Below are 19,264 nucleotides of genomic sequence, written 5' to 3'. Positions count from 1 at the left end.
TCTCCTTGCGCTTACTGCGCGGCAGCGAGCGCCTTCTTGAGCGCATCCTCGTTGATCGGCGCCGCTGCGCTGAGCTTCGCCAGATAGGCTTGCGCGTTTTGCTGCGTGCGCTGTTCGCGCAGCGTCGCGCGAATCTGTTCCTTCACATCTGCGAGTGGCCGCAGGCCGGCGGCACGCGTATCGATGAGCTTCACCACATGGAACCCGGTCGGCGTGCGCAGCGGCGCCGAGATCTGGCCGGGCTTGAGCGCATCCGCGGCCTGGCGAATCGCGGGCAGCAGCACCGTTTCGGGCACAAAGCCCATATCGCCACCATTCGCCGCGCTACCCTGGTCCTGAGAATTCGCTTTTGCGAGCGCGGCAAAGTCGCCGCTGCGCGCCTGGCTCGCCAGATCTTCGGCCTGCTTGCGGGCTTTTTCGAGCGTCGCCGCATCGGCATTGGCAGGCACGGCGATATAGATCTGTGCGAGACGCAGCGCCCGCGGTGTCGCGAACGCGTTGTGATTCTGGTCGTATGCGCTCTGAATCTCGTCATCCGACGGATAGCCCGCGGGCGGCGCACTGACCGACCCCAGATAGCTGCGCATGACGATGTCGCGCTGCGCCTGATCGATGGCGGCCTGTACCTGCGGCTGCTTGTCCCAACCTTTTGACTTCGCTTCGGCAAGCGCTGTCTTCTGCGCCAGCGTCAAACGCACTATCTGGTCCAAGGCAGCAGGGTCGGCTGCGAGCCGCGTGCGACTGTCTGCATTCAACGACTTGATCAGCGTATCGATGTCCGTTTGCGTAACCGATGCCTGCGCCGTGCTCGCGATCACATCGCCTTGAGCATGCCCGGCAACCGGCAGAATCAGCATCAAACCACTCACTACACTTGCCAGCTTCTTCACCCTTGCCCCCATCGTTTGCATTCACAGGCTGTACTCGCAGGCACCGCTCATCCGCACACGCAGATCGGCTCCTGCGAGCCAGTCCCGCGAGCCTGCGTTATTGCGTCGTCGTTCCCGCGTTGTGCACCTGAAATGCACCTTCACTGCCGGTGTCGGCTGCTGCTGCATCGGCAGCTGCCATCGCCGGACGGTTACGTAGATGCAGCAGGAATTCCTGCAGCAAGCGGTCCCACAGCTCGATCATCGAACGAAGGTGTGCTGTGGCAACGCCACCCGCGACCACCACGTCCAGCTCGAGCACGAGGAACTGCGCGTGAGCTGCGAGACGGGCAAAGCGCTTCGTACGATTCCAGCTCGGTACCAGATCCGCCGGCAGATCGCCCTGCACCTGCAGCGCGCAACTGAGCGTGTAGTCCAGGTAGACCGGCGCGTCGCCTGCCGTCTGAACCGTGCCCGGTGTTGCCACATTGCCAAAGCGCACGACGAAACCGACGCCCTGGCTAGCACTCATCAATTGCACTACGCCATTCTGTTCAGCGGCTGTGACGCGATAACCCGATGCCTTGAAAATTTCCGCGAGTTGTTCGGCACTGATCGCGTCGAACACGGAGTCGACTGCAGCAAGACCCGCGTTGCTCGTGCCGGCTTCGATGCCGTTGGAATGGATTGCTTCGTTGCTCATCATGGTCTCCGTTTCGGTGGTGTACTCGATGAAGGTCACTTCTGCGCCGCCGACGTGCTCGCCGCACCGGTAGCCGAAGCTGCGGTGGCCGGCCGTGCCGCCGGGTCGAACCTGCCGTCATACAGCTGGTCGCCGTAGCGCTGCGCGATGTCATCGTACTTCACACGTGCACTTTGTGCGAACGGTTCCCGCGATGAGAGCAAAGTGCCGAATCCCACGTGTTCGTATGCATTCAGAATATCGTGCCCGACCTGATACAACTGGCTATTCTTGGCCTGACACGTTTGCAGTTGTGTGTCACGCGTCTTCAGGTCGGTTTGCGCCTGAGTGCGCTCCGCATCGCGCGTGCGCGACACCGCCAGCAACTCTTCGTAAGAGGTCTTGTATTTCGCGAGCTGCTGCGTGTCCTGCGCGTGGCTCGCCTTCTCGGCGGACAGCGCGCTCTGGGCCGCTGCTTCGCCGCTCGACTTGCCCTGCGTCGCCGCCAACTGCGACTGCGCCTGCTTCAGATCCGCGAGCGCCTTGTCGCGTTGCTGCTCGGCGCTCGCCTTGTCCGCTTGCAACTGCGCCTGCGTGTCCTCGATCTGCCGCAACTGCTCGGTGGTCGTGCGCAACGCGGCGCGCAGTTTTTCCTCGATGCTCTGTGCCGAAGCCGGCCCTGCCGCACCGAGCAACCCGCACAGCAGGCCAGTCGATACGACGATGAGATGACGTGTCTTCATCGATGGCCTCATCAGAAGCGTGCGTTCAGTTCAAGCTGCAGCACGTCGATCGATACCGGCGGTCCGTACACTTCCTTCGCGCTCAGGTAGCGTGCCGAGAGCCACGTATCGCGTGCAACCGCATACGATGCGCCGAGAATATAACCGCGCGCATTGGTGCCGCCCAGGTGGAAGTCGGGGTCGTTGAATGCATCGAGCGTCGCGTCCGGTTGCAGGTACTTGTACGCAATCGTGAAGTTCCACTGCCCCTTGCTCGACGGATCCGGCTCGCCGATCGTGACCTTCGCAAGGAAGCCGTTCGGCCCGCTGCGATAGTCGCCCTGGTTCACATTCGCCGAGGTCGAGTCGTAGTTGTTGACCGGCAGCGACGCTGCGCTGAACGCCTTGTTCGTGTTGTACGCAAGGTTGCGCACGAACTCGCCATCGAGCCGCACCTTCACCCGGTCGGCCAGCACCGTATCCCACTGCGCCTTGATATCGAGCAAGCGGTAGTTGTACGCGAGACCAAACAGCTGCGACTCGGGTGTCAGGCCCGGTGCGAGATTCGGGTTCTGCACGATGTTGCGCAGTGCAATCAGCGTATTGCCGCCGAACATGTCGGCCGGCACCCAGGCCTCGTTGTCGGTGCCGCAGCTCGTCGCGCCGAGATAGATCGCGCATGGCGAGGACAGCGTACCGCGCATGTTCTGGAAGTCGTAGTAGGCGACTGCACCCTTCAACCGGTTCTGCTCGTTGATCTTCCACTCCGCGCCGAACTGGCCGCCGAACATCCAGCGCGTATCGGTACCGACCTTGTCGGTGCTGTTGTTCGGGAAGCCATTGGCCGAGTACTGGATCGGGAAGATACCCAAGGTGCCGAACAGGCGGACGTCGTGATTCGCGGGCAGATCGTGGCTGAAGGTGAACGCGAGACCGTCCATCTCGAGATCGTTCGAGAACAGCAGGTCGGACGTGAAGAACGGATTGTCGAAGCGACCCGCTACGACGTTGAGCCAGCTCGTCGGCTTGTACGCGAAGAATGCCTTGTTCAACCAGATGTTCTGCTTGCCGAAGTTGTTACCCGCGTAGGCAGTCGTCGTGACCGGTGCGTTATCGTTGCCGGTGGCGAGCTGGATGCCCGCGCTCAGATCGTCGGTCAGCGTTGCCGTCAAGCCGAAGCGCGCGCGATAGCGTTCGAGGTTGTTGCGGTTCTGGGTCGTGTTCTGCGTCGGAAACTGCGTGTTGTTCGTGTTTCCGTTGATATCGAATCCGCCGGCCTGATTGATTGCGGCGAAGTTCGTGATGTTGTTCGCGTTGCCGCTGCCGTAGAAGTGGTACTCGTCACGCACACGCAGATCGCCGTCGAGCTTGATGCGCGACACCCAGTCCGGGAACGTATTCGGTTGCGCCCAGTTTTCGGCCTTCGCCTGCGCGACGACTTCCTGCTTGACCTGATCGCGGATCTGGTCGCGCACGATCTGCGGCACGTACGGCACGGCTACGTCGCCCGGCTGGGTCGGCCCATTCACTACCGCTACGCCGCCACGTGTGGCCGAAGCAGCGGCTACGTTCGCCGACTTCGCCTGCGCCGCCTCGCTCTTTGCCTCGCTGATCAGATCGTTGGCATTGGCCTGTGTCAGCACCCCGCGCTTGACGAGCAGATTGATCAGGTTGATCACCACGCTCTCGGTCGGCGCAGCCTTCGCATTCCCCGCCTGCGTTTCCAGCGACTGTGCATGCGCAACGGCGGCGCATCCCATGCCGAGTGTGAAGACCGCTACGCTGATGCGCGAGCGGCGAAAGTGCTTACCTCCACCGCGCGTACCCTCACCCCGAAAGCTCATCTTGCCAATCATTCTGATTCTCCGCATAACCGCTGTTTTTTTACCGGCACTGTCCCGTTGTCATCGGGACTGCCCCTGGGTTCGAAATTCGTGGATCTGTTCTGTGTCGATGTCGTTTCAACCCGGCTTGCGCCCGAGCAACTTCACGAGCACCGGGTAAGTCGTCGCGGGTGGCGGTGGTTCGTCCACCTGGCCGAGTGCTTCGACCGCGGCGATCACGGCTGCATCGATCTTTGGGTCGCCGGTCGATTGCGCGACCGTCACCCGCGTAATGCGGCCCGAAGGCTCCATCCATAGATTCAGGTTGCCCGCGAAGCGTGTTCCGCCGACGTCCTGCACGCCCTTGTCCTGCTCGATCGCGCGCTGCAGCGTGTACACCATGTATTGCGCGTAGCTCGCGTTGCCGAACTTGCCTCCACCGCCGCTACCCGCCATGCCGGACCCATCGCCCGCACCGATACCGAAGTTGTCCGTACCGGCCTGCGCAGACGTGTTCATCGTCATCTGCTTCGGCTGGTTGTCCGACGGCTTCGGTGTCTCGGACGGCTTAGGTGCGACCGTCGGCTTGTCCACCGGTGTCTTCACCTCATCGATCTTTTCGGGCGGCGGCTTCTGCTTCGGCGGCGGAGGAGGCGGCGGTGGCGGCAGCGGGATGACGGTGGTCACCTGCGGCGCTTCGGCGCGCTTTACCCCTGCGGTGTCGCTGGCGAAGTGCCAGACAAGCGCCCCTAAGCTGATCACGATCAGTGCGATCACTACCGGCTTGATGAAGCGGCCAGGGCCGTCGCCGGGACCGCCGTCGGGGTAGGTCATTTCCATCGCGTGTCCCCTAGCCGCCCGCACCCGACCCGGCCTGCGCCTTGCCGGTCACGAGTCCCACCTGCGACAGATCGAGTCGACGCAACAGGTCGAGTACGTCCATGACCTTCTGGTACGCCACGGTCGAATCGCCCTTGAGCACGATCGGGAATTCCGGATTCGTCGCCTTCTCGGTGCGCAAGCGGTTTTCGAGTTCGTCCATCGTCACGGGGTACGCGTCGAGGAAAATCTGCCCCGAATCGGAGACCGTGATCGCCTTGGTCTTCGGCTTCGCGAGACTCGCTGCCGAACTTGCCTTGGGCAGGTCCACCTTGATGCCCTGCACCGACGCGGTCGTCATGATGATGAAGATGATCAGCAGCACATACGCGAGATCGAGCATCGGTGTGATGTTGATGTCGTCATACGGCTTGTCGTCGTCCTGAACCTGCATGGTGAAGCTCTCCGTGTGGTCAGTCGCCAGCCAGTGCGTGATCGGGGCTACGATGGGCTTCTGCGAGACGCGTGACGAATTCATCGACGAACACCTGCATGTTCGCGGTCACGTTCTTGTTGCGGATCAACAGATAGTTGTAGCCAAAGAGCGCGGGGATCGCGACGAACAGACCGGTCACCGTTGCCAGCAACGCGGCCGCGATACCCGGCGCGATAGCGTTGACGTTGACGTCGCCCGCGGCGGCAATCGCGGCGAACGTGATCATCACGCCGACCACGGTGCCGAGCAGACCGAGGAACGGGCCGCCGGAAATCGCGATGGTCAGCAGCACCATCGATTTCGACAGACGCTGGTTTTCGCGCACGAGCGTCGCATCCATCGATGCGCGGATCGCTTCGATCGATTCCGTCGTAATGACGGTGCGTCCGTTGCCGTCTACCCGGCTGTGAATTTCATGAACGCCCGCCTTGTACAGCCGATACAGCGACGACTGGTACAGGCGTCGACCTTCATTGCTCTTCTCGTCGACATGGGCAAGTCCCACCAGGTGCCGGCCCGCTACTTCACGGAAACGCTGCACGAAGTAGTTATTCGCCTTGTCGACGGTGCCGACGTACGAGGCCTTGTTCCACATCACGACCCACGAGATCGCCGCCATCGCCAGCAGGATGCCGATGACCACCCACGCATCGACCGTCACCGACTTGACGATCACGCCGAAGTAGCCAAAGCCGAAACCGGACTGCTTTTCGTCGGCGCCGTAATTCACGAGCTTCGATTCCGAACCCTGGGAGAACGAGTCGAGTGAAATCAGTGCGGCGGAGCGCGCTACTTTTGACAGGCGTAGTTCATCGAGCGTGCCGTTGAAGCCCGCAAAGCCTGCCGTCGAGCCCGCTGCGTCGCCGGCCACCGTGGCGGCGCTGGTCAGCGCGGGCAACGTTGCCGCAACCTGAGCGACCTGCTTGCCGTTCGCATAGACCGTCAGGTTCTTTCCATCGGCCGTCACTGCGAGGTATGTCCACTGGTTTGCCGGCACCGGCTGCGCAGCCGGCGTGCGCACGGGCGCCGTGCTACCGGGCACACCATCGATCTCGGCAAACGGCGCACCGCTATCGAGCCCGATCAGCAGCGCATTCGCGCCATCGCGGCGACCGTAGATGAGCGTGTTCGGTGCCAGCGCCGCGGGCTTCACCCATGCACTGAACGTGAAGCTGCCACCTGCGCTCACGGCGAGCGACGGACTGGCCGGCAGGTTCAGCGGTGTAGTGCCGTCGAATTTCGCCGCCTTGCCGATGATGCCGTCCTCGACGGTCTTCGCCGACGCGTTCTGCGCGTTATTGCCGTACGCGGTCACGTCTTTCGCCGGTGTACCTGCTGCGCCATCGAAGTGATACACGAGCGTGTAGTCCGGATCGAATGTTTCGGCGGCCTTGCCACCGTCGGGCGCCTTCTTGTTGCCGTAGTACATCCAGATGTTCTCGGTGGCGCCCGCAGGCATCTGCGGCACATCCACCCAGATCAGCGCCACACCGAGCACCGCGTCGTATTGCTCGATGTGATAGTTCAGCGGCGTTTTATCGTCGGTGGCGACGAAGCGGATATCCGCACCGTTATCCTCGAGCCCGTCGAACTGGAAATTGCCCGAGTGCAGACGGATCAGCAGCGGAACGCGACCGGCGGATTCCGCGAGGTTCGCCCCCTTCGGGCTCGTGTCGATCGTGATGGCCTTGCGGTACGACCAGTCGTTTTGCCACCATGCATTGGCGACGCCCGGCACGCAACCCAGCAGCACCGTTACGACCGACAGAAAGAGAAATAACGCTCGCTTCACAATCCACTCCCCGGAATAAGCCGGCCCGTGCTCCGGGCGCCGGCACAACAGATTTGAAAATCGTTCAAGGTCATCGGCGCCATCGCGTATCAGAAGCCCAGCCGGACATAGAAATCGAAACGCGGGCTGTATTGCTTCGTGTAGACGCCCGCTTTCAGCGGCCAGCCCGCTTCGAAATCCGCGCTCGCGTACTTGAGTAGCTGCAAGCGCGTACCCACGCCGACGCTCAACAGGTTGAAGCTCGAGGTCTGTTCAGGCAGCGGGCTCAGCAGCCACAGATGCGCCGCATCGATAAATGCGTGGAAGCGCCACTCGTTGATCTGGCTTCCCACCGCACCGCCGAGGTACTTCGTCAGCGACGGGCTGCGCAGTTCGAGCGAACCGATCACGCCACTGTCTGCCGTGTCCTCGGCCTGCATGTAGCCGCGTACGCTGTTCATGCCACCCGCGGCGAACTGTTCGCTCGACACCAGCGGCGCACTCGCGAGCTGCGCGCTTACATGCGCGTTGGCCTGGATGTCGTGGTTGAAGAGCTGCGTGTGATTGATGTCGAACTTGCCGTACACGAAGTCCGGCGTCGCGTTGTAGCGCTTGTTGTCCCACGCCGCGCCGTCGCTGCCGATACCGCGAATCGTCGTCGTGAGCGACGCCGAGAAAGCGGTCTGCGAGTTTTTCAGGCTCAGCTGCGAGTTGTACGAAATCGTCACGGGCACGTAAGTCAGCGGTGCGCTCGAGGTCGACCCCGGCAACGAGTCGACTTCGTCGTAGTGCTTGCGGTCGATCTCGACGCTGACCGACTGTGCATAAGTGTCGGAGCCCGGCAACGTGTAGATCGCCGTGAACCCGTAGGTCGTGCCCTTACCGAGCACACTCACGTTACCGAGCGACGCGACATTGCTGTCCGAGTGAATAACAGTGGCGAGAAAGCTCCAGTGCGAGTCTTTCAGCGGTGCCAGATATGAGAACGAGTACACGCGCGCATCGTTGGGATGCTGAGGCGCGATCAGATAGGTTCCCGAAAGAACATGCCCGAGTTGCCAGAGATTCGAGTAGCTGAGCGTTGCACTAGTCCGTAGCGATGAAGTGCCCGGACTGTTGTCGTTGTTCATGTCGAGCGTGCCGTGCAACGGGCTGTGATCGTCGACCTTCAGGTCGACGTCGACGGTTTGCGGCAACGCGCCGGGCTTCAGCACAGGGATTACCTGGCGATCGGCCGAGCGGTTCAGATCCGTGAGCTGCTGCTGCGCCTGGGTAAAGTCAGGCACATTGCCTTCGGCGAGCGCCGGCACCGCGTCGCGGATGTTTTGCGGCGAGTTGTACTTCGCGCCTTCCACGCGCAGCCGCCCCACCTTCGCCTCGACGACCTGTAGCACGATCACCCCATCCTTGACCTGTTGCTGAGGAAGCTCCACTACGACCGACTGATAGCCTTTGTCCTGATACGTCTTCTGCAGTGCATCGCGTGCCGCGTTCACGTCGTCGATCGTCTTGCCCGGTCCTTCAAACGGATACACGGCCTTTTCGATGTCGACACTTTGCAACTTCGTGTTGCCGCGCACGATGAATTCATTCAGATCGAACGTTCTCGGCACATTCGATGCCTGCTGTGCAGCCGGCGCCGCATCGGCAGCCTGCTGCGCACGAACGCCAACCGTAAGACTCAACCCGCTAATCAGCACCACACCTGCTAGACACTGGTGCCTCGCAGGGCGCCTGTGTTCGTGTGGTTCCCCGTCTGCTCTTGGCGGCATGCGCCACTCCCCTTTTCTGATCCAGATCATTGCTGCCACGGGAACGCCCAACGACGCCGCCCCGTTAACACAATTTCGTTACAGACCAGTGACATATAATTCGCCATCCTCAACAAGAAGGTGGCGATGAGGTTCATCAAGATCACTAGCGCCGCTATTCGCTGCAGTCAGTCGATGACACAACACCCACACGTCAAAAACTGAATCGGTCAGCGTCCCACATCTTGTTTTCGCGGCTCGTCGAATCCGCTATCAAGGCTCTTATCGTTAAGGACGAATCGAATCCGCATAACCCGCATATTTTTAAACGCGTTCGATACCTGGTTTTGCTGACAGAACGATTCCGCGAAATGCCGGGCATCGCACGAGTCGATCGGCTACCGCGAAAGCGCAAAGCGAGAATGATTCCGTGCCGACCTCCGGGAAGCAGGCAACTCTGGGCGGGAAGATAGATGGGGAAAAACGATGTGCGACTGCGGCAGGCCTCGACGGCGCCTGATGACACGCGATGGCACCCATTACAAAACCTGACGACGTATCGTAGAAATGAAATGTGACGCTTGCATGACTCCGTCGCGAGGCATACCTCGGGAAAAACAGTGCACGCTATCCGTACGACCAACTGCCGCGCCAATACTCAAATTCGATCGTGCGGCATACGCGTCGTCTAAACGTCTTAATAGTAAGTACACGGACAAAGCAGACGGAGAGCAGGCCTATGTTGATCATTACGATGCTGTTGCGACGAATTGCGGGAAGGTTGAGCGCCGTACCCACGACGTCAGGCCGCTTGCCGCGCGACAGTTCCACCAGCAATCATGTGCCGGCACCGCTGTACTGGCGCACGCCATGGCTGCGCTGGCACCTGCTGTCCTGGATCACGCTGACGCTACTCGCGCCACCGTTCTGGGCAATCGGCATCCTGCTGACAATCAACCCGCACAGCGATCAACCGTGGTTCTGGCCCGCCACCATGGCGATCGTGCCGCTCGCCAACGGGCTGGCGATCCTGCTCACGAATCAGCGCCATCACCGCGCGCGCTTCACCAGCCGACGCGACGTCACGCTCTATTACTTTGCCGTCAGCATGCCGATGTGCTGCGCGCTGTTCACGCTCGTGCTCTGGGCGACCAACGCGATCACCGGCCTGGTCGGTCCGCTGGCGGTCGGGACGCACGGCACGCCGTCGACAGTCATCGCATTGTGGGCGGCCGGTCTCATTGCGGGTGTCGGCATATCGTCATCTGCGCATGCCAGCATCCTGCACGCATGGCTCGCCTTCGAAGCCTGAGATCAATCACTTCATTCCCGCGGGATCCGTTAAATGCACGAGGGCACATCCCGCCGCACGGCAGGAAGGACGACGACAAGGACGGCAGCGGCGCGGCGCGAGCGCGGTATCGCCATCGTGGCCGTTCTCCTGATCGTTGCGCTCGCCGCCGTGCTTGCCGCGAGCGTGATGTGGCGTCAGCAGGTTGCCACGCGCGACGTGGAAAACCAGCGCCTCGCCGTCGAAACGATGTGGGCCGAACGAGCGGCCGTGGAATGGGCGCGCGCAGTATTGCGCGCGCAAACGATTACCTCGAACGTGACGTACAACGGACAACCGTGGTCGGCCCCGGCAACCGAGGTACAACTGGCCGACTTCATGCCTCCCGCCGCGACCGCGGTCAACGCGGAACTGTCGCGCGCGAAGATCTCCGGCGAGGTAGAAGACGCACAGATGAAGTTCAATCTGATGAACCTCGTGTCGCGCATTGCGCCTGGCAAGCCCTGGCAGGTCAATAGCGACGGTCTGCTTGCCTATCGCAGGTTGCTTGGGGTGCTGTCGATCGACCCGGCGCTCGCGAAGCAAACCGCCGATTACATCTTGAGCTCCCTGCGCGAGTCGAACAGCGCAGGCGACTGGCCGCTGCAACTCGTTTCAACCGTCGATCTCGCCCGCGTGCCGGGCTACGACGCACATACGATAGAAACGCTCACGCCGTTCGTCACGATCCTGCCCGACTTCACCACGGTCAACGCGAATACCGCAGCAGCACCGGTTCTGATGGCCGCGATTCCAACGCTATCGGACAGCCAGGCACGCAGACTCGTCGAGCGCCGCAACACGGCCTACTTCGTCAGCACCGGCGATATTGCCGAAGCGCTTGTGCCAGGCGAGGGGAGCGCGGCACTCCCCGATGGATCGATAGTCGGAGTGAACAGCGGATATTTCATCGTTCACTGCCGCATTCACTCTGCGCGGATCAACGTTCGTATCGACACGTTGATCGCGCGCTACGGTATCGGCAACTACAGCTGGACAGCCGTTATCTGGGCCCACCGGCTCGTCGACTAGACCCGTTTAGTTCAGCGAAGGCTCGCTGAACGCGGCAGGCCCCGTCATCTGCGCAAACGCCGCATAGTCGAGCGACAGCCGGTCGAGACTCGATTCACGCACTTCACCGAGCAGACGGTTCCAGTTGTCGATCGAGACGAGCAACCCGATTGGCCGGTTATATTTCGTGACCATCACCAGCGCTTCGCCGGCATGCCGCAACGCCTTGGACGGATTGCTGCTGAAATCGCGCGTTGCCATCGCGATGGTGGGCAGCCGGAACGGACCCAACGCGTCGAGTTCCATGTCGCCATGCAGAAGCCGCTCGACAGTGCCTGCGCGCAACCTTGCCTGCGATTTCGCCGACAGCTTGTTTTCCTGCCGTCTTCTGCGCTCGCTGCGCGGGTCGATGTGCACGGCGAGACGCCGCACGATCTGACCCAGTTCCGCTGCAGGCAGTTGATCGTAGCGCCGCCAGTTCTCGGGCGGCAGCGCGATCATCATGCCGCCGTAGGCCGCTTCGATGCCGGTGGCGATATGTAACGGCAGTCCTTCGAGATCGTGGGCATCCAGCCCGAGCGTGCTTCGCACCGCGTCAAGCATCACGCTGAGCACGTTGTACGCCACGGCGACGATGCTGCTCGCTAGCGGCATTGCACGCGGCGGTACGGCGGCAGCCATCGCGCAGTCGAACAGCGCATCCATCGGTAGTGGCAACGAATCGCTCCAGCGCCGGCACGACAAACGGACGATCTGCAGCGCGTCGAGATGCGAAGCCGGTACGTTCGTCAGAATGCGGATGGTTGCGTCCGCATCGTTAGCGGTAGCGGCGCCGTTACGACGCCATTCGATCCGCCGGAAAACCAGCGACGCACCGCACCCATCGTCGATGCCAACGGTCTGCTCGAACACGGGCGCATCGTCGAGCTGCCCCGTTTCGCGCAGTGCGTCGAGTTCACGGTACGCAGCTGCGCACCCATGTTCCTGCACGATGAACGCGCTACCGCGACGCGGCCAGCCGGAAAGTATCGCGTTCGTATTGAAGCGGCCGTCGACGATCCACAGATCGCCCGGTTGCAGCGACTCCAGATACGCCCCGAGGAACGCGCGCTCATGAATATGGCCGCGCTCACAAGGCACGAGATCGACGATCATGCCGAGATCCGGATCGTAGACGGGCAGCATGCGCGGCTGCGGCGTTACATCGCGTCCGGCATCGTTGCCCGTCACGACATGCGTGCAACCCTCAGGCCCGGGCGTGCACTGCATGCCCAATGGCATCCGGCGGCCATCCAGCACCCTGAGCCGGTAACCGGCCACCGTCGCCGGCGACTGCTCCGCGCGCGGCAAGGCGGCGGGCACCAGCAAAGCGGCGCTCTCCTTAACGAGCCCCCTGCTCCATCTACTCTGAAGACGGCTCATCCTGTCGTGCAGCGACGTGACGAGCGCGCCGAACTCGGTGGATGTGCCTGCGGGCAAATGATGCGTCCGCTGCCCAGGCGTTGCGATCGCAACCATCGCTTTGGCCGTCATCGAGAACAGCTGCTCGCGCGTCGCCTCGCAGTCCTGTTCCTCGCCTCTTTCAAACGAATCGTCCAGCCACTCCGCGTGCAGCCCGCATTGCATGACGAGCCTGGCCATGACTGCCATCGGGCTATGCTCGACAAATCGTTCCATAATTGTGCGTATCACGTGATTGCCTCGTCGCTGTTTGGCAAAGCGTTTCCACGGATCCCCCAGGTTACGCCGCTTTGCGGCAGAATCGCCGCGACTATCCCTGCCCCGCCTGTGTTTTGCCTGTACGTCACCCGTCCTCGCCTTTATGTCTTCACGCTGTTCATTTTGCTGCGTGCTATCCTCGCCCCAGCCAGTTCGAGCCCATTGAGGACCCTGCATGTTCGTAGATGCACGCGTGGCCCACGGCCGCGCCAGGTTCGACCTGAACCGGTCCCCCCGGATGTTTTCTGAAGAGCGTCGCGGAGAAGTCAGCGCGATCATCACGACGTGTCTCGACAACTTCACCGGCACCCGCAACCGGCGCAATCTGCTGCGGCTGCTCGAGCGTCAGGTCGCGCCCAAGCTCGCGCGGCTCGGCATCGATCCCTATGTGGGTGTGCTCGGTCAGATCGAAGGTTTGTTTGTAAACTTTTCGACGATGAGCGCCGAACACGGACTGCGCGAATTCCAGTTGCAGGTCACCGTGCCGGAACTCGTATTGCGCAGCTTTGCGTGCAGCGTGATCAAACCGCATGCCGTCGCGCGATGCATGCAACGCAATGGCGTGATGTCGGTTGATGAGATCGGACACGAAACCAGCGTGGCATTCGTGCTGGCCCGCGTGATGCGCCCGCTCGCGCTTGCCGAGAAATGGCAACAGGTTGGTGTGCCGGGCCTGAATGGATTGTTCGTCGGCGTCATGACCGATAGCGACGACATCTGCATGAACACCTATCTCAAGCCCGCGAGCAATGACCGTGCGTCGCGCTGGAGCAGCTTTGCCGAACTGTTTGCCACGATGCCCAGCTGGAGCGCGGAGCAGATCCGGCAAGGAAGCGATTTGCTGCAATGGACGGTCAACCATATCGTTGCCTTGCGAAAAACCGCATCGTTCGTCGAGCGTTTTCCGTTTCTGCTCGAGCCCTACCACAGTACCGACGATCCGCTTGACGCGACCTGGAACGCTGCCCGCGCGAGCGCCCGGACGGAATCCCGCTCCTGATAGCGCCGGCTTAAAAGTGCCGGACACCGCGTACGATCCGGCCTACAAGCGACGCCACGCAAATTCGTCTCACATAAACTAGGTCGTAGCGACCACGCTTAACCCGCATATTTTCTTTCGATGTTTGTTTCGAAGAGTCGGTACGTCGCTTGCCCGGGCGGTGCGGGCCGTGCGTCGACCGTTCACTACGAGCGCACCCGGCCCTCGCGTGGCGAGCGCGAACATACACGTGGTTTTTCGTCGGCGGGTGGATGTGAATACGTGCGGGAGGATCTATCGTCACGCGCGTTGCGCTCCTTGCGAGCGAGCAACCCGAGCATGCGCCAGACCCACGCAACTTCGTGTGCCGCCCGCGCATGCTCCGCGTTTTGTGTTCGCCATTTCCGAAACGCCTTGAAGTCGGCTTCGCCTGCGTTACCTGAACGCAGCCAGAGCAGCCAGCGGATGGCGCTCTCGCGAATCTCCTCGCGTGTTTCCGCGCGGATGTCCTCGACGGTCGACTGCGCGTCGAAGCAGGCCGGCCCAGGCCGTGAAGCTTTCGTCGTCATTACGCCTCCGTCTGGAGCAACGGACGCCCTCGCATCCCGTAGCGAATCCACGACGTCGCCATGCTGTGCATTGCCGTGCACATCTGCGAACGTGGCTTATGCCGGCCGCATATCGTAGCGACAACATCGTCGGCTCTCGTATACAAGTCGTATGGAACGGGCGTAACCCGCAGATATAACGACGCAGCAGCGGCAAGTGCTGTGATCGATGAAATCTTTGCCGTAGCCCGGATCGGCTGAAATCGCCGATGGGTAAGGCGATGAGTATGCGGCTGGTATAACGCCAGCGTCACCGCCATTGAAAGCGAGTTAGCTCAGCAAGACAATCTTTCCGGGCAACTTCGTCACATGCGCACCGTAGAGCCGGCCGAGCATGTCGATCACATCGTCGAGCCGCGTGATCGGGAACTGCGCCTGCAAACGATTCTCGCCAAGCGCGGCGTTTCGAAGGATGACCTTCCCCGACCGGTAGCGATTAATCTCGTCGACGACCTCGGAAACCGGCACGCCGTTGAACACGAGCACACCGCGACGCCACGCAATCACAGCGCCGGGATCGACGCGCGACACAGGCCGTACCGCGCGATCGTCGTAGACCACCTGCTCGTCGGCGGCGAGCATCACACGTCCGCGCGGATGATCGAGCGCAACCGAACCCGAAATGCAGGTGACACAAACTTCGTCGCCCGTACGCCGCACGTTAAAGCGTGCGACCTGCGCCTGCATGCGGCCTGGTCCCGCGACGACGGTGACGAGCCGCGCGGGTTCGGCTCGCGTCGGCGACGGTGCGACCGCGTTGATTTCCGCTTCGCCGGCCAGCAGTTCCACGCCGCGTGTGGCGGTGCTCACGGGCAGAACGTCCAGTCGCGTCTGCGTGTTCATCTCGACCGTCACGCGCTCAGACAATGTCACACGACGCTGCTCGCCGGTGCCGGTCCGGTAGTCCGACGAGAGATCGGTCACCGCTGGCCACAGATTCATCGGCGGACGAAGCGCGAGCCACGATGCGCCCGCTGCCACAGCGAAACCGACGAATGCACGCCGGCCAGTGCGGATCGCGACGGTCCGGTCTGGCTCGCCTGTCCACGCGGTGCCGGCCGCGCGCTCTTCCCGCGCCACTTCCGCGGCGGCGGTGCCCAACGCACCCCATGTATCGCGCAGCAACCCCGCTGCCTGCGGATGGTCGGCACACCATTGCTGGAAGGCCGCGGCATCCGCAGGGCTTACGTTCTTTTCCGAGCGCAAGCGCAACAGCCACGCGCTCCCTTCATCGAGCGCGCGGCTGGCTGCAGAATCGACCTCGGCTTTCCTCATCATCAGATGCTCAAAATTTGCGTGGTCCGCTTCTCGAATCCGGGAGCGATTCGCCCGGGTCCTGCATACGCTGCAGACAATACTTCATCGCAGCACTGAGCTCGCTTTCCACGAGACGCAGCGAAATACCGAAACGCTCGGCGATCTCGCGGTTCAACTGTCCATCCACGCGCGCGGCAAGCAGAATCGCCCGACGTCGCGGCGTCAGGCCACGCAACACTTCCTTCAGATCGTCCACCTTGCGTCGTGCGGCCACGATGCGTTCGGGGTCGGCCAGTTCGTCGTGCTGTTCGAACTGCGGGTCCGCATCGTCCTCGTGCGTATGACGCCGCTCGCGGCGATGCTGATCGATGGCTACGTTGTTCGCCATGCCGAGAATATACGCGTCGGCGTTCGCCACCTGCGTGGAAACGTTCGCGCTTTCCAGACGCAGCCATGTTTCGTGCAGCGCGTCGGCGGCACCGTCCTTCGACCCGGTCACGCGTTCGAGCCGCCTGACCAGGTATGTGTAGCGCGACGCCAGGATATGCCTGAGCTGGGAACGACTGGTATCGGACATGACCGGCTAGTTCCCCGCGCCGGTTTGTGGACAACGGATATGCACGCGGCCATCCACCGGACGCAGCCAGATCGTCACGGGCTGCGGCAAATCGCGCGGCGGCGCCGAATCGAGTTTCAGCGCGCGCATGGCACGCACGATTACAGCGTCGCGAGACGCAAGGCCACTCGATGCCACCATATTGACCGCCACCACCGCCCCCCTGTTGTCAATACGTAGCTGTGCAATGAGCCGATAGTTGCCCGGCACAGCCGCTGGCTGCGCGCACAACGCATCGGTTAGACGCGTCTGCAGCAGTCCCGCGTAATTCCTTTGTTCCTCGTTCGCACCGATCCCGTCGTCCGGTTGCACGGCGCTCGCCGCCGCGTTGTCGGCGACTGGTGCTGCCGGTTCGGCCGGCTGCATCGCGATGATCGCCTCGTCCGGACCCATGAATTCCGCGTGCAGTCCCGTGCTCACCAGCATCTGTTCCAGTGCATCGCGCGGCGTGAAGTCGCCGCTCACCGCTGCACTCGTACGCCCTTCCAGCAGCGGAGCAGGTGCGAGCACAACCAGTTCCGTCAGATGCGCGAAAGCCTGCAATGCCTGAGCCAGAGGTTGAGCGGGCAGATCGAAATGCACCGCGGACGGATGACTGTCCCGCTCCCCTTCCTGTGCTTCGGCGCAGCGTGTGGTCAAGACGGTAAACAACAGGCATGCGATTAGCGCCAGGACGCCGTTCGGCGTCCATGAACGTCTCATGAGTCAATCGTCGGATAGTGAGGCTGCGAGGCTACGCCCTGCCGGATGGCGCCGCCCCGGTGAAATGGCGCCAGTCAGAAGCGAACGTCCAACAATAGGAAAAGACTGTGACAGCCTAGTGACGTAGAGGCGAGGAGGTGCTTTAAAAAACGGTAGATGCTGCTGGTGCTTGCGCTGTGTTATGGCGTTCGTACGATGAAATTACCGATGCCTGTGCCGACTACAAGCACCCGCGTTGTGCCCGACGACAATGCAATCGTGACCGGTACCTCCATGCTCTCCGTGCCGAGCACCACGCGTGAGACCGCTGCGCCGTCCGTGTAGCGGATCGATACGGCCGTTACCTCCGCGCCCCAGCGATGTGGCTTAAAGAGGTCGTCGGTCATCGGTTGCCATTTGCCGTCTTCGGCGCGCTGGGCGAAACGGTAACCGCCGCCCATCGGTTGCCAGGAAACCGGTGCCGAGCGGACCTGGGCTTCGTCGCCGGCCGATTCAAGCAGGCTTGCCAGGCGTTGTGCTTCTTCAGTGAGATCGGTGCGGCGGTTTCTCGACGGCATCAGCGTGACCACGGCGATGAGCATGCCCACGATCAGGAGCACGACCATCATTTCCAGTAGCGTGAAGCCGGATTGCTGGTTGCGCCGGGTCCTCGCGCTTTTGGGCGTCGGGCTTTGCATCACTGGACCATGCTGTTGAGTTCGATGATCGGCATCATCACTGCTAGCACGATTACGAGGACTACGCCGCCCATTGCGAGGATGAGCAGCGGCTCTAGCAGGCTCGTGAGGAACATCGTGCGGCGCTCGAGTTCGCGTGATTCGCCGTCGGAGGCGCGGTCGAGCATCGTCGTGACGTCGCCGGTTGCTTCGCCTGAACGGATCAGGTGTACGAGTACCGGTGGGAACGTTTTCGTATGGCCTAGCGCGCGGGAGAGCGAGGTGCCTTCGCGGACTCGTACGATTGCATCGTCGATGTTGCCGCTCATTGCGCGGTTGCTTAGCGTTTCGCCTGCGGCCTGTAGTGCGCGCAGGATCGGTACGCCTGCTGCTGTCAGGATGCCGAGGGTGCTTGCAAAGCGCACTGTGTTGTAGCCGCGGACGATCTTGCCTGCGAGCGGTGCAGTGAGCAGCCACTGGTCGAATGCGAGTCGCGGGCGTGGTTGTGACAGTATCTTGCGCACCATCCATGCTGTCATCGCGGCACCTGCGAGCGCTGCCCACCACCAGTGCCGCACGAAACCTGACAGCGCAAGCATCATCACTGTGAGGAGCGGTAGTTGCTGCTTGGTGCTCGTGAACACGTTCGCCACCTGTGGCACCACGTAGCTGAGCAGGAACGTGACGATGCCGAACGCGATCATCGTGACGACCGCAGGATAGGTGAACGCGAGCAGGATTTTTTGTCTCAGCGCGTTGCTCTGCTCGATGTAGTCGGCGAGCCGCGACAGCACGAGACCGAGCTTGCCGGTGTGCTCGCCCGCTGCGACGAGCGCACGGTAGATGTCGGGGAAATCGCGTGGATGTTGCGCCAGTGCGTTCGCGAACGAATGGCCGCCTACTACTTCCGCTCGAATCGAGGCCATCAGCTCGCGGATGTAGTCGCGCTCGGCCTGGTCGCTCAGCACTGAAAGCGCTTCGTCGAGCGGTAGGCCTGCGATCAGCAGGCTTGCGAGTTGTCGCGTGACGATAGCCTGCTCACGCTGCGAGAGTTTCTTGCCGAGTGCGAGACGCTGGCTGCGCTCGCCGTGCAGGCGCGATGCGGCTAGCTCGACGACGATCGGTGTCAATCCTTGCGCGCGCAACTGGCCGCGACCAGCGCGCGCGCTGTCGGCCTCGAGCACGCCTCTTAGCATCTTGCCCGTGGGGTTGACTGCTTCGTAGCGAAACGCCGACATCTTTAGCCTCCCGTCACGTGGGTCACTTGGGTTTTAGTGTTCTAGCGGTGGGGCAAGACTAAGCAGCGAAGTGGATCAGAATTGTGACGGATGTTGAGTAACATTTTTTGTGGGTGTTCAGTAAATTGAAAATTGTGGTTGCTTTATTCAATCAGATGCAACGGTTGCATGTTTAAACATCTACATATCTATATTCGCGATTTTCTAATCGATCG

General features: G+C 61.9%; 18 protein-coding genes. 3 read left to right on the top strand and 15 right to left on the bottom strand.

Annotated elements, in window-relative coordinates:
• Nucleotides 1–11 precede the first annotated feature (11 nt).
• The 8 genes from M0D65_RS09430 to M0D65_RS09395 form a co-directional block, all read right to left on the bottom strand.
• Nucleotides 12–890 (bottom strand): peptidylprolyl isomerase, encoded by an 879-nt coding sequence (locus tag M0D65_RS09430; RefSeq protein WP_266252420.1) that lies wholly within the window; start codon nucleotides 888–890, stop codon nucleotides 12–14.
• A gap of 97 nt (nucleotides 891–987) precedes the next feature.
• A complete protein-coding gene (locus tag M0D65_RS09425; protein ID WP_266252419.1) occupies nucleotides 988–1,572 on the bottom strand; it encodes a YbjN domain-containing protein in 585 nt (194 codons plus the stop codon).
• Nucleotides 1,573–1,607: 35 nt separating this feature from the next.
• Nucleotides 1,608–2,294, bottom strand: a complete 687-nt coding sequence (locus M0D65_RS09420) for a hypothetical protein (protein ID WP_266252418.1) — start codon at nucleotides 2,292–2,294, stop codon at nucleotides 1,608–1,610.
• A gap of 11 nt (nucleotides 2,295–2,305) precedes the next feature.
• Nucleotides 2,306–4,117 (bottom strand): putative porin, encoded by a 1,812-nt coding sequence (locus M0D65_RS09415; RefSeq protein ID WP_266252417.1) that lies wholly within the window; start codon nucleotides 4,115–4,117, stop codon nucleotides 2,306–2,308.
• Between the two features lie 117 nt (nucleotides 4,118–4,234).
• Nucleotides 4,235–4,930, bottom strand: a complete 696-nt coding sequence (locus M0D65_RS09410; RefSeq protein WP_266252416.1) for an energy transducer TonB — start codon at nucleotides 4,928–4,930, stop codon at nucleotides 4,235–4,237.
• A gap of 16 nt (nucleotides 4,931–4,946) precedes the next feature.
• A complete protein-coding gene (locus tag M0D65_RS09405; protein WP_096723962.1) occupies nucleotides 4,947–5,369 on the bottom strand; it encodes a biopolymer transporter ExbD in 423 nt (140 codons plus the stop codon).
• 19 nt (nucleotides 5,370–5,388) lie between these two features.
• Nucleotides 5,389–7,203 carry a DUF2341 domain-containing protein gene (locus M0D65_RS09400; protein WP_266252415.1) on the bottom strand — a complete coding sequence of 605 codons (1,815 nt, stop codon included), beginning with the start codon at nucleotides 7,201–7,203 and terminating at the stop codon, nucleotides 5,389–5,391.
• Between the two features lie 89 nt (nucleotides 7,204–7,292).
• The gene (locus M0D65_RS09395) at nucleotides 7,293–8,954 is read right to left on the bottom strand and encodes a ShlB/FhaC/HecB family hemolysin secretion/activation protein (RefSeq protein ID WP_266252414.1); all 1,662 of its coding nucleotides are present in this window, start codon (nucleotides 8,952–8,954) and stop codon (nucleotides 7,293–7,295) included.
• Between the two features lie 718 nt (nucleotides 8,955–9,672).
• Between M0D65_RS09395 and M0D65_RS09390 the strand changes: the two genes are divergently transcribed.
• Together M0D65_RS09390 and gspK are read left to right on the top strand one after the other, a co-directional pair.
• Nucleotides 9,673–10,245, top strand: coding sequence for a hypothetical protein (locus tag M0D65_RS09390; protein ID WP_266252413.1), 573 nt, complete (start codon nucleotides 9,673–9,675; stop codon nucleotides 10,243–10,245).
• Between the two features lie 33 nt (nucleotides 10,246–10,278).
• Entirely contained in the window at nucleotides 10,279–11,295 is a 1,017-nt protein-coding gene (gene gspK / locus M0D65_RS09385; protein WP_266252412.1) for a type II secretion system minor pseudopilin GspK, read from the top strand.
• 479 nt (nucleotides 11,296–11,774) lie between these two features.
• On the opposite strand, the gene M0D65_RS33100 is transcribed toward gspK, so the two are convergent.
• Nucleotides 11,775–11,843 (bottom strand): hypothetical protein, encoded by a 69-nt coding sequence (locus M0D65_RS33100; RefSeq protein WP_367619327.1) that lies wholly within the window; start codon nucleotides 11,841–11,843, stop codon nucleotides 11,775–11,777.
• 1,325 nt (nucleotides 11,844–13,168) lie between these two features.
• On the opposite strand from M0D65_RS33100, the gene M0D65_RS09375 reads away from it, so the two are divergent.
• Entirely contained in the window at nucleotides 13,169–13,993 is an 825-nt protein-coding gene (locus M0D65_RS09375) for a hypothetical protein (protein ID WP_266252410.1), read from the top strand.
• A gap of 185 nt (nucleotides 13,994–14,178) precedes the next feature.
• Here M0D65_RS09375 and M0D65_RS09370 read toward each other — a convergent pair whose 3' ends face one another.
• The 6 genes from M0D65_RS09370 to gspF all read right to left on the bottom strand — a co-directional run bounded on the left by M0D65_RS09370 (nucleotide 14,179) and on the right by gspF (nucleotide 19,049).
• A complete protein-coding gene (locus tag M0D65_RS09370; RefSeq protein WP_266252409.1) occupies nucleotides 14,179–14,541 on the bottom strand; it encodes a DUF4880 domain-containing protein in 363 nt (120 codons plus the stop codon).
• 309 nt (nucleotides 14,542–14,850) lie between these two features.
• Nucleotides 14,851–15,858 (bottom strand): FecR domain-containing protein, encoded by a 1,008-nt coding sequence (locus tag M0D65_RS09365; protein WP_266252408.1) that lies wholly within the window; start codon nucleotides 15,856–15,858, stop codon nucleotides 14,851–14,853.
• 7 nt (nucleotides 15,859–15,865) lie between these two features.
• Nucleotides 15,866–16,414 carry an RNA polymerase sigma factor gene (locus M0D65_RS09360; protein WP_096723982.1) on the bottom strand — a complete coding sequence of 183 codons (549 nt, stop codon included), beginning with the start codon at nucleotides 16,412–16,414 and terminating at the stop codon, nucleotides 15,866–15,868.
• 6 nt (nucleotides 16,415–16,420) lie between these two features.
• A complete protein-coding gene (locus M0D65_RS09355) occupies nucleotides 16,421–17,155 on the bottom strand; it encodes a secretin and TonB N-terminal domain-containing protein (protein WP_266252407.1) in 735 nt (244 codons plus the stop codon).
• 179 nt (nucleotides 17,156–17,334) lie between these two features.
• On the bottom strand, nucleotides 17,335–17,832 hold the full coding sequence (gene gspH, locus M0D65_RS09350) for a type II secretion system minor pseudopilin GspH (protein ID WP_266252406.1): 498 nt from the start codon (nucleotides 17,830–17,832) through the stop codon (nucleotides 17,335–17,337).
• Nucleotides 17,832–19,049 (bottom strand): type II secretion system inner membrane protein GspF, encoded by a 1,218-nt coding sequence (gene gspF / locus M0D65_RS09345; protein ID WP_266252405.1) that lies wholly within the window; start codon nucleotides 19,047–19,049, stop codon nucleotides 17,832–17,834. Before gspF ends, gspH begins: the two co-directional genes overlap by 1 nt.
• Nucleotides 19,050–19,264 lie beyond the last annotated feature (215 nt).

This window comes from Paraburkholderia sp. CHISQ3 (assembly GCF_030464945.1).
In the GTDB taxonomy this organism is placed as follows: domain Bacteria; phylum Pseudomonadota; class Gammaproteobacteria; order Burkholderiales; family Burkholderiaceae; genus Paraburkholderia; species Paraburkholderia megapolitana.
The sequence above is the reverse complement of the archived record's forward strand: the minus strand, read 5'-3'. Positions and strand labels throughout refer to the sequence as shown.

Coding starts and splice junctions, on each gene's coding strand:
- gspK (WP_266252412.1), top strand. CDS start 10,279: ATGCACGAGGGCACATCCCGCCGCACGGCAGGAAGGACGACGACAAGG.
- M0D65_RS09370 (WP_266252409.1), bottom strand. CDS start 14,541: ATGACGACGAAAGCTTCACGGCCTGGGCCGGCCTGCTTCGACGCGCAG.
- M0D65_RS09390 (WP_266252413.1), top strand. CDS start 9,673: ATGTTGATCATTACGATGCTGTTGCGACGAATTGCGGGAAGGTTGAGC.
- M0D65_RS09395 (WP_266252414.1), bottom strand. CDS start 8,954: ATGCCGCCAAGAGCAGACGGGGAACCACACGAACACAGGCGCCCTGCG.
- gspH (WP_266252406.1), bottom strand. CDS start 17,832: ATGCAAAGCCCGACGCCCAAAAGCGCGAGGACCCGGCGCAACCAGCAA.
- M0D65_RS09365 (WP_266252408.1), bottom strand. CDS start 15,858: ATGATGAGGAAAGCCGAGGTCGATTCTGCAGCCAGCCGCGCGCTCGAT.
- gspF (WP_266252405.1), bottom strand. CDS start 19,049: ATGTCGGCGTTTCGCTACGAAGCAGTCAACCCCACGGGCAAGATGCTA.
- M0D65_RS09420 (WP_266252418.1), bottom strand. CDS start 2,294: ATGAAGACACGTCATCTCATCGTCGTATCGACTGGCCTGCTGTGCGGG.
- M0D65_RS09405 (WP_096723962.1), bottom strand. CDS start 5,369: ATGCAGGTTCAGGACGACGACAAGCCGTATGACGACATCAACATCACA.
- M0D65_RS09425 (WP_266252419.1), bottom strand. CDS start 1,572: ATGAGCAACGAAGCAATCCATTCCAACGGCATCGAAGCCGGCACGAGC.
- M0D65_RS09415 (WP_266252417.1), bottom strand. CDS start 4,117: ATGAGCTTTCGGGGTGAGGGTACGCGCGGTGGAGGTAAGCACTTTCGC.
- M0D65_RS09360 (WP_096723982.1), bottom strand. CDS start 16,414: ATGTCCGATACCAGTCGTTCCCAGCTCAGGCATATCCTGGCGTCGCGC.
- M0D65_RS09375 (WP_266252410.1), top strand. CDS start 13,169: ATGTTCGTAGATGCACGCGTGGCCCACGGCCGCGCCAGGTTCGACCTG.
- M0D65_RS09410 (WP_266252416.1), bottom strand. CDS start 4,930: ATGACCTACCCCGACGGCGGTCCCGGCGACGGCCCTGGCCGCTTCATC.
- M0D65_RS09355 (WP_266252407.1), bottom strand. CDS start 17,155: ATGAGACGTTCATGGACGCCGAACGGCGTCCTGGCGCTAATCGCATGC.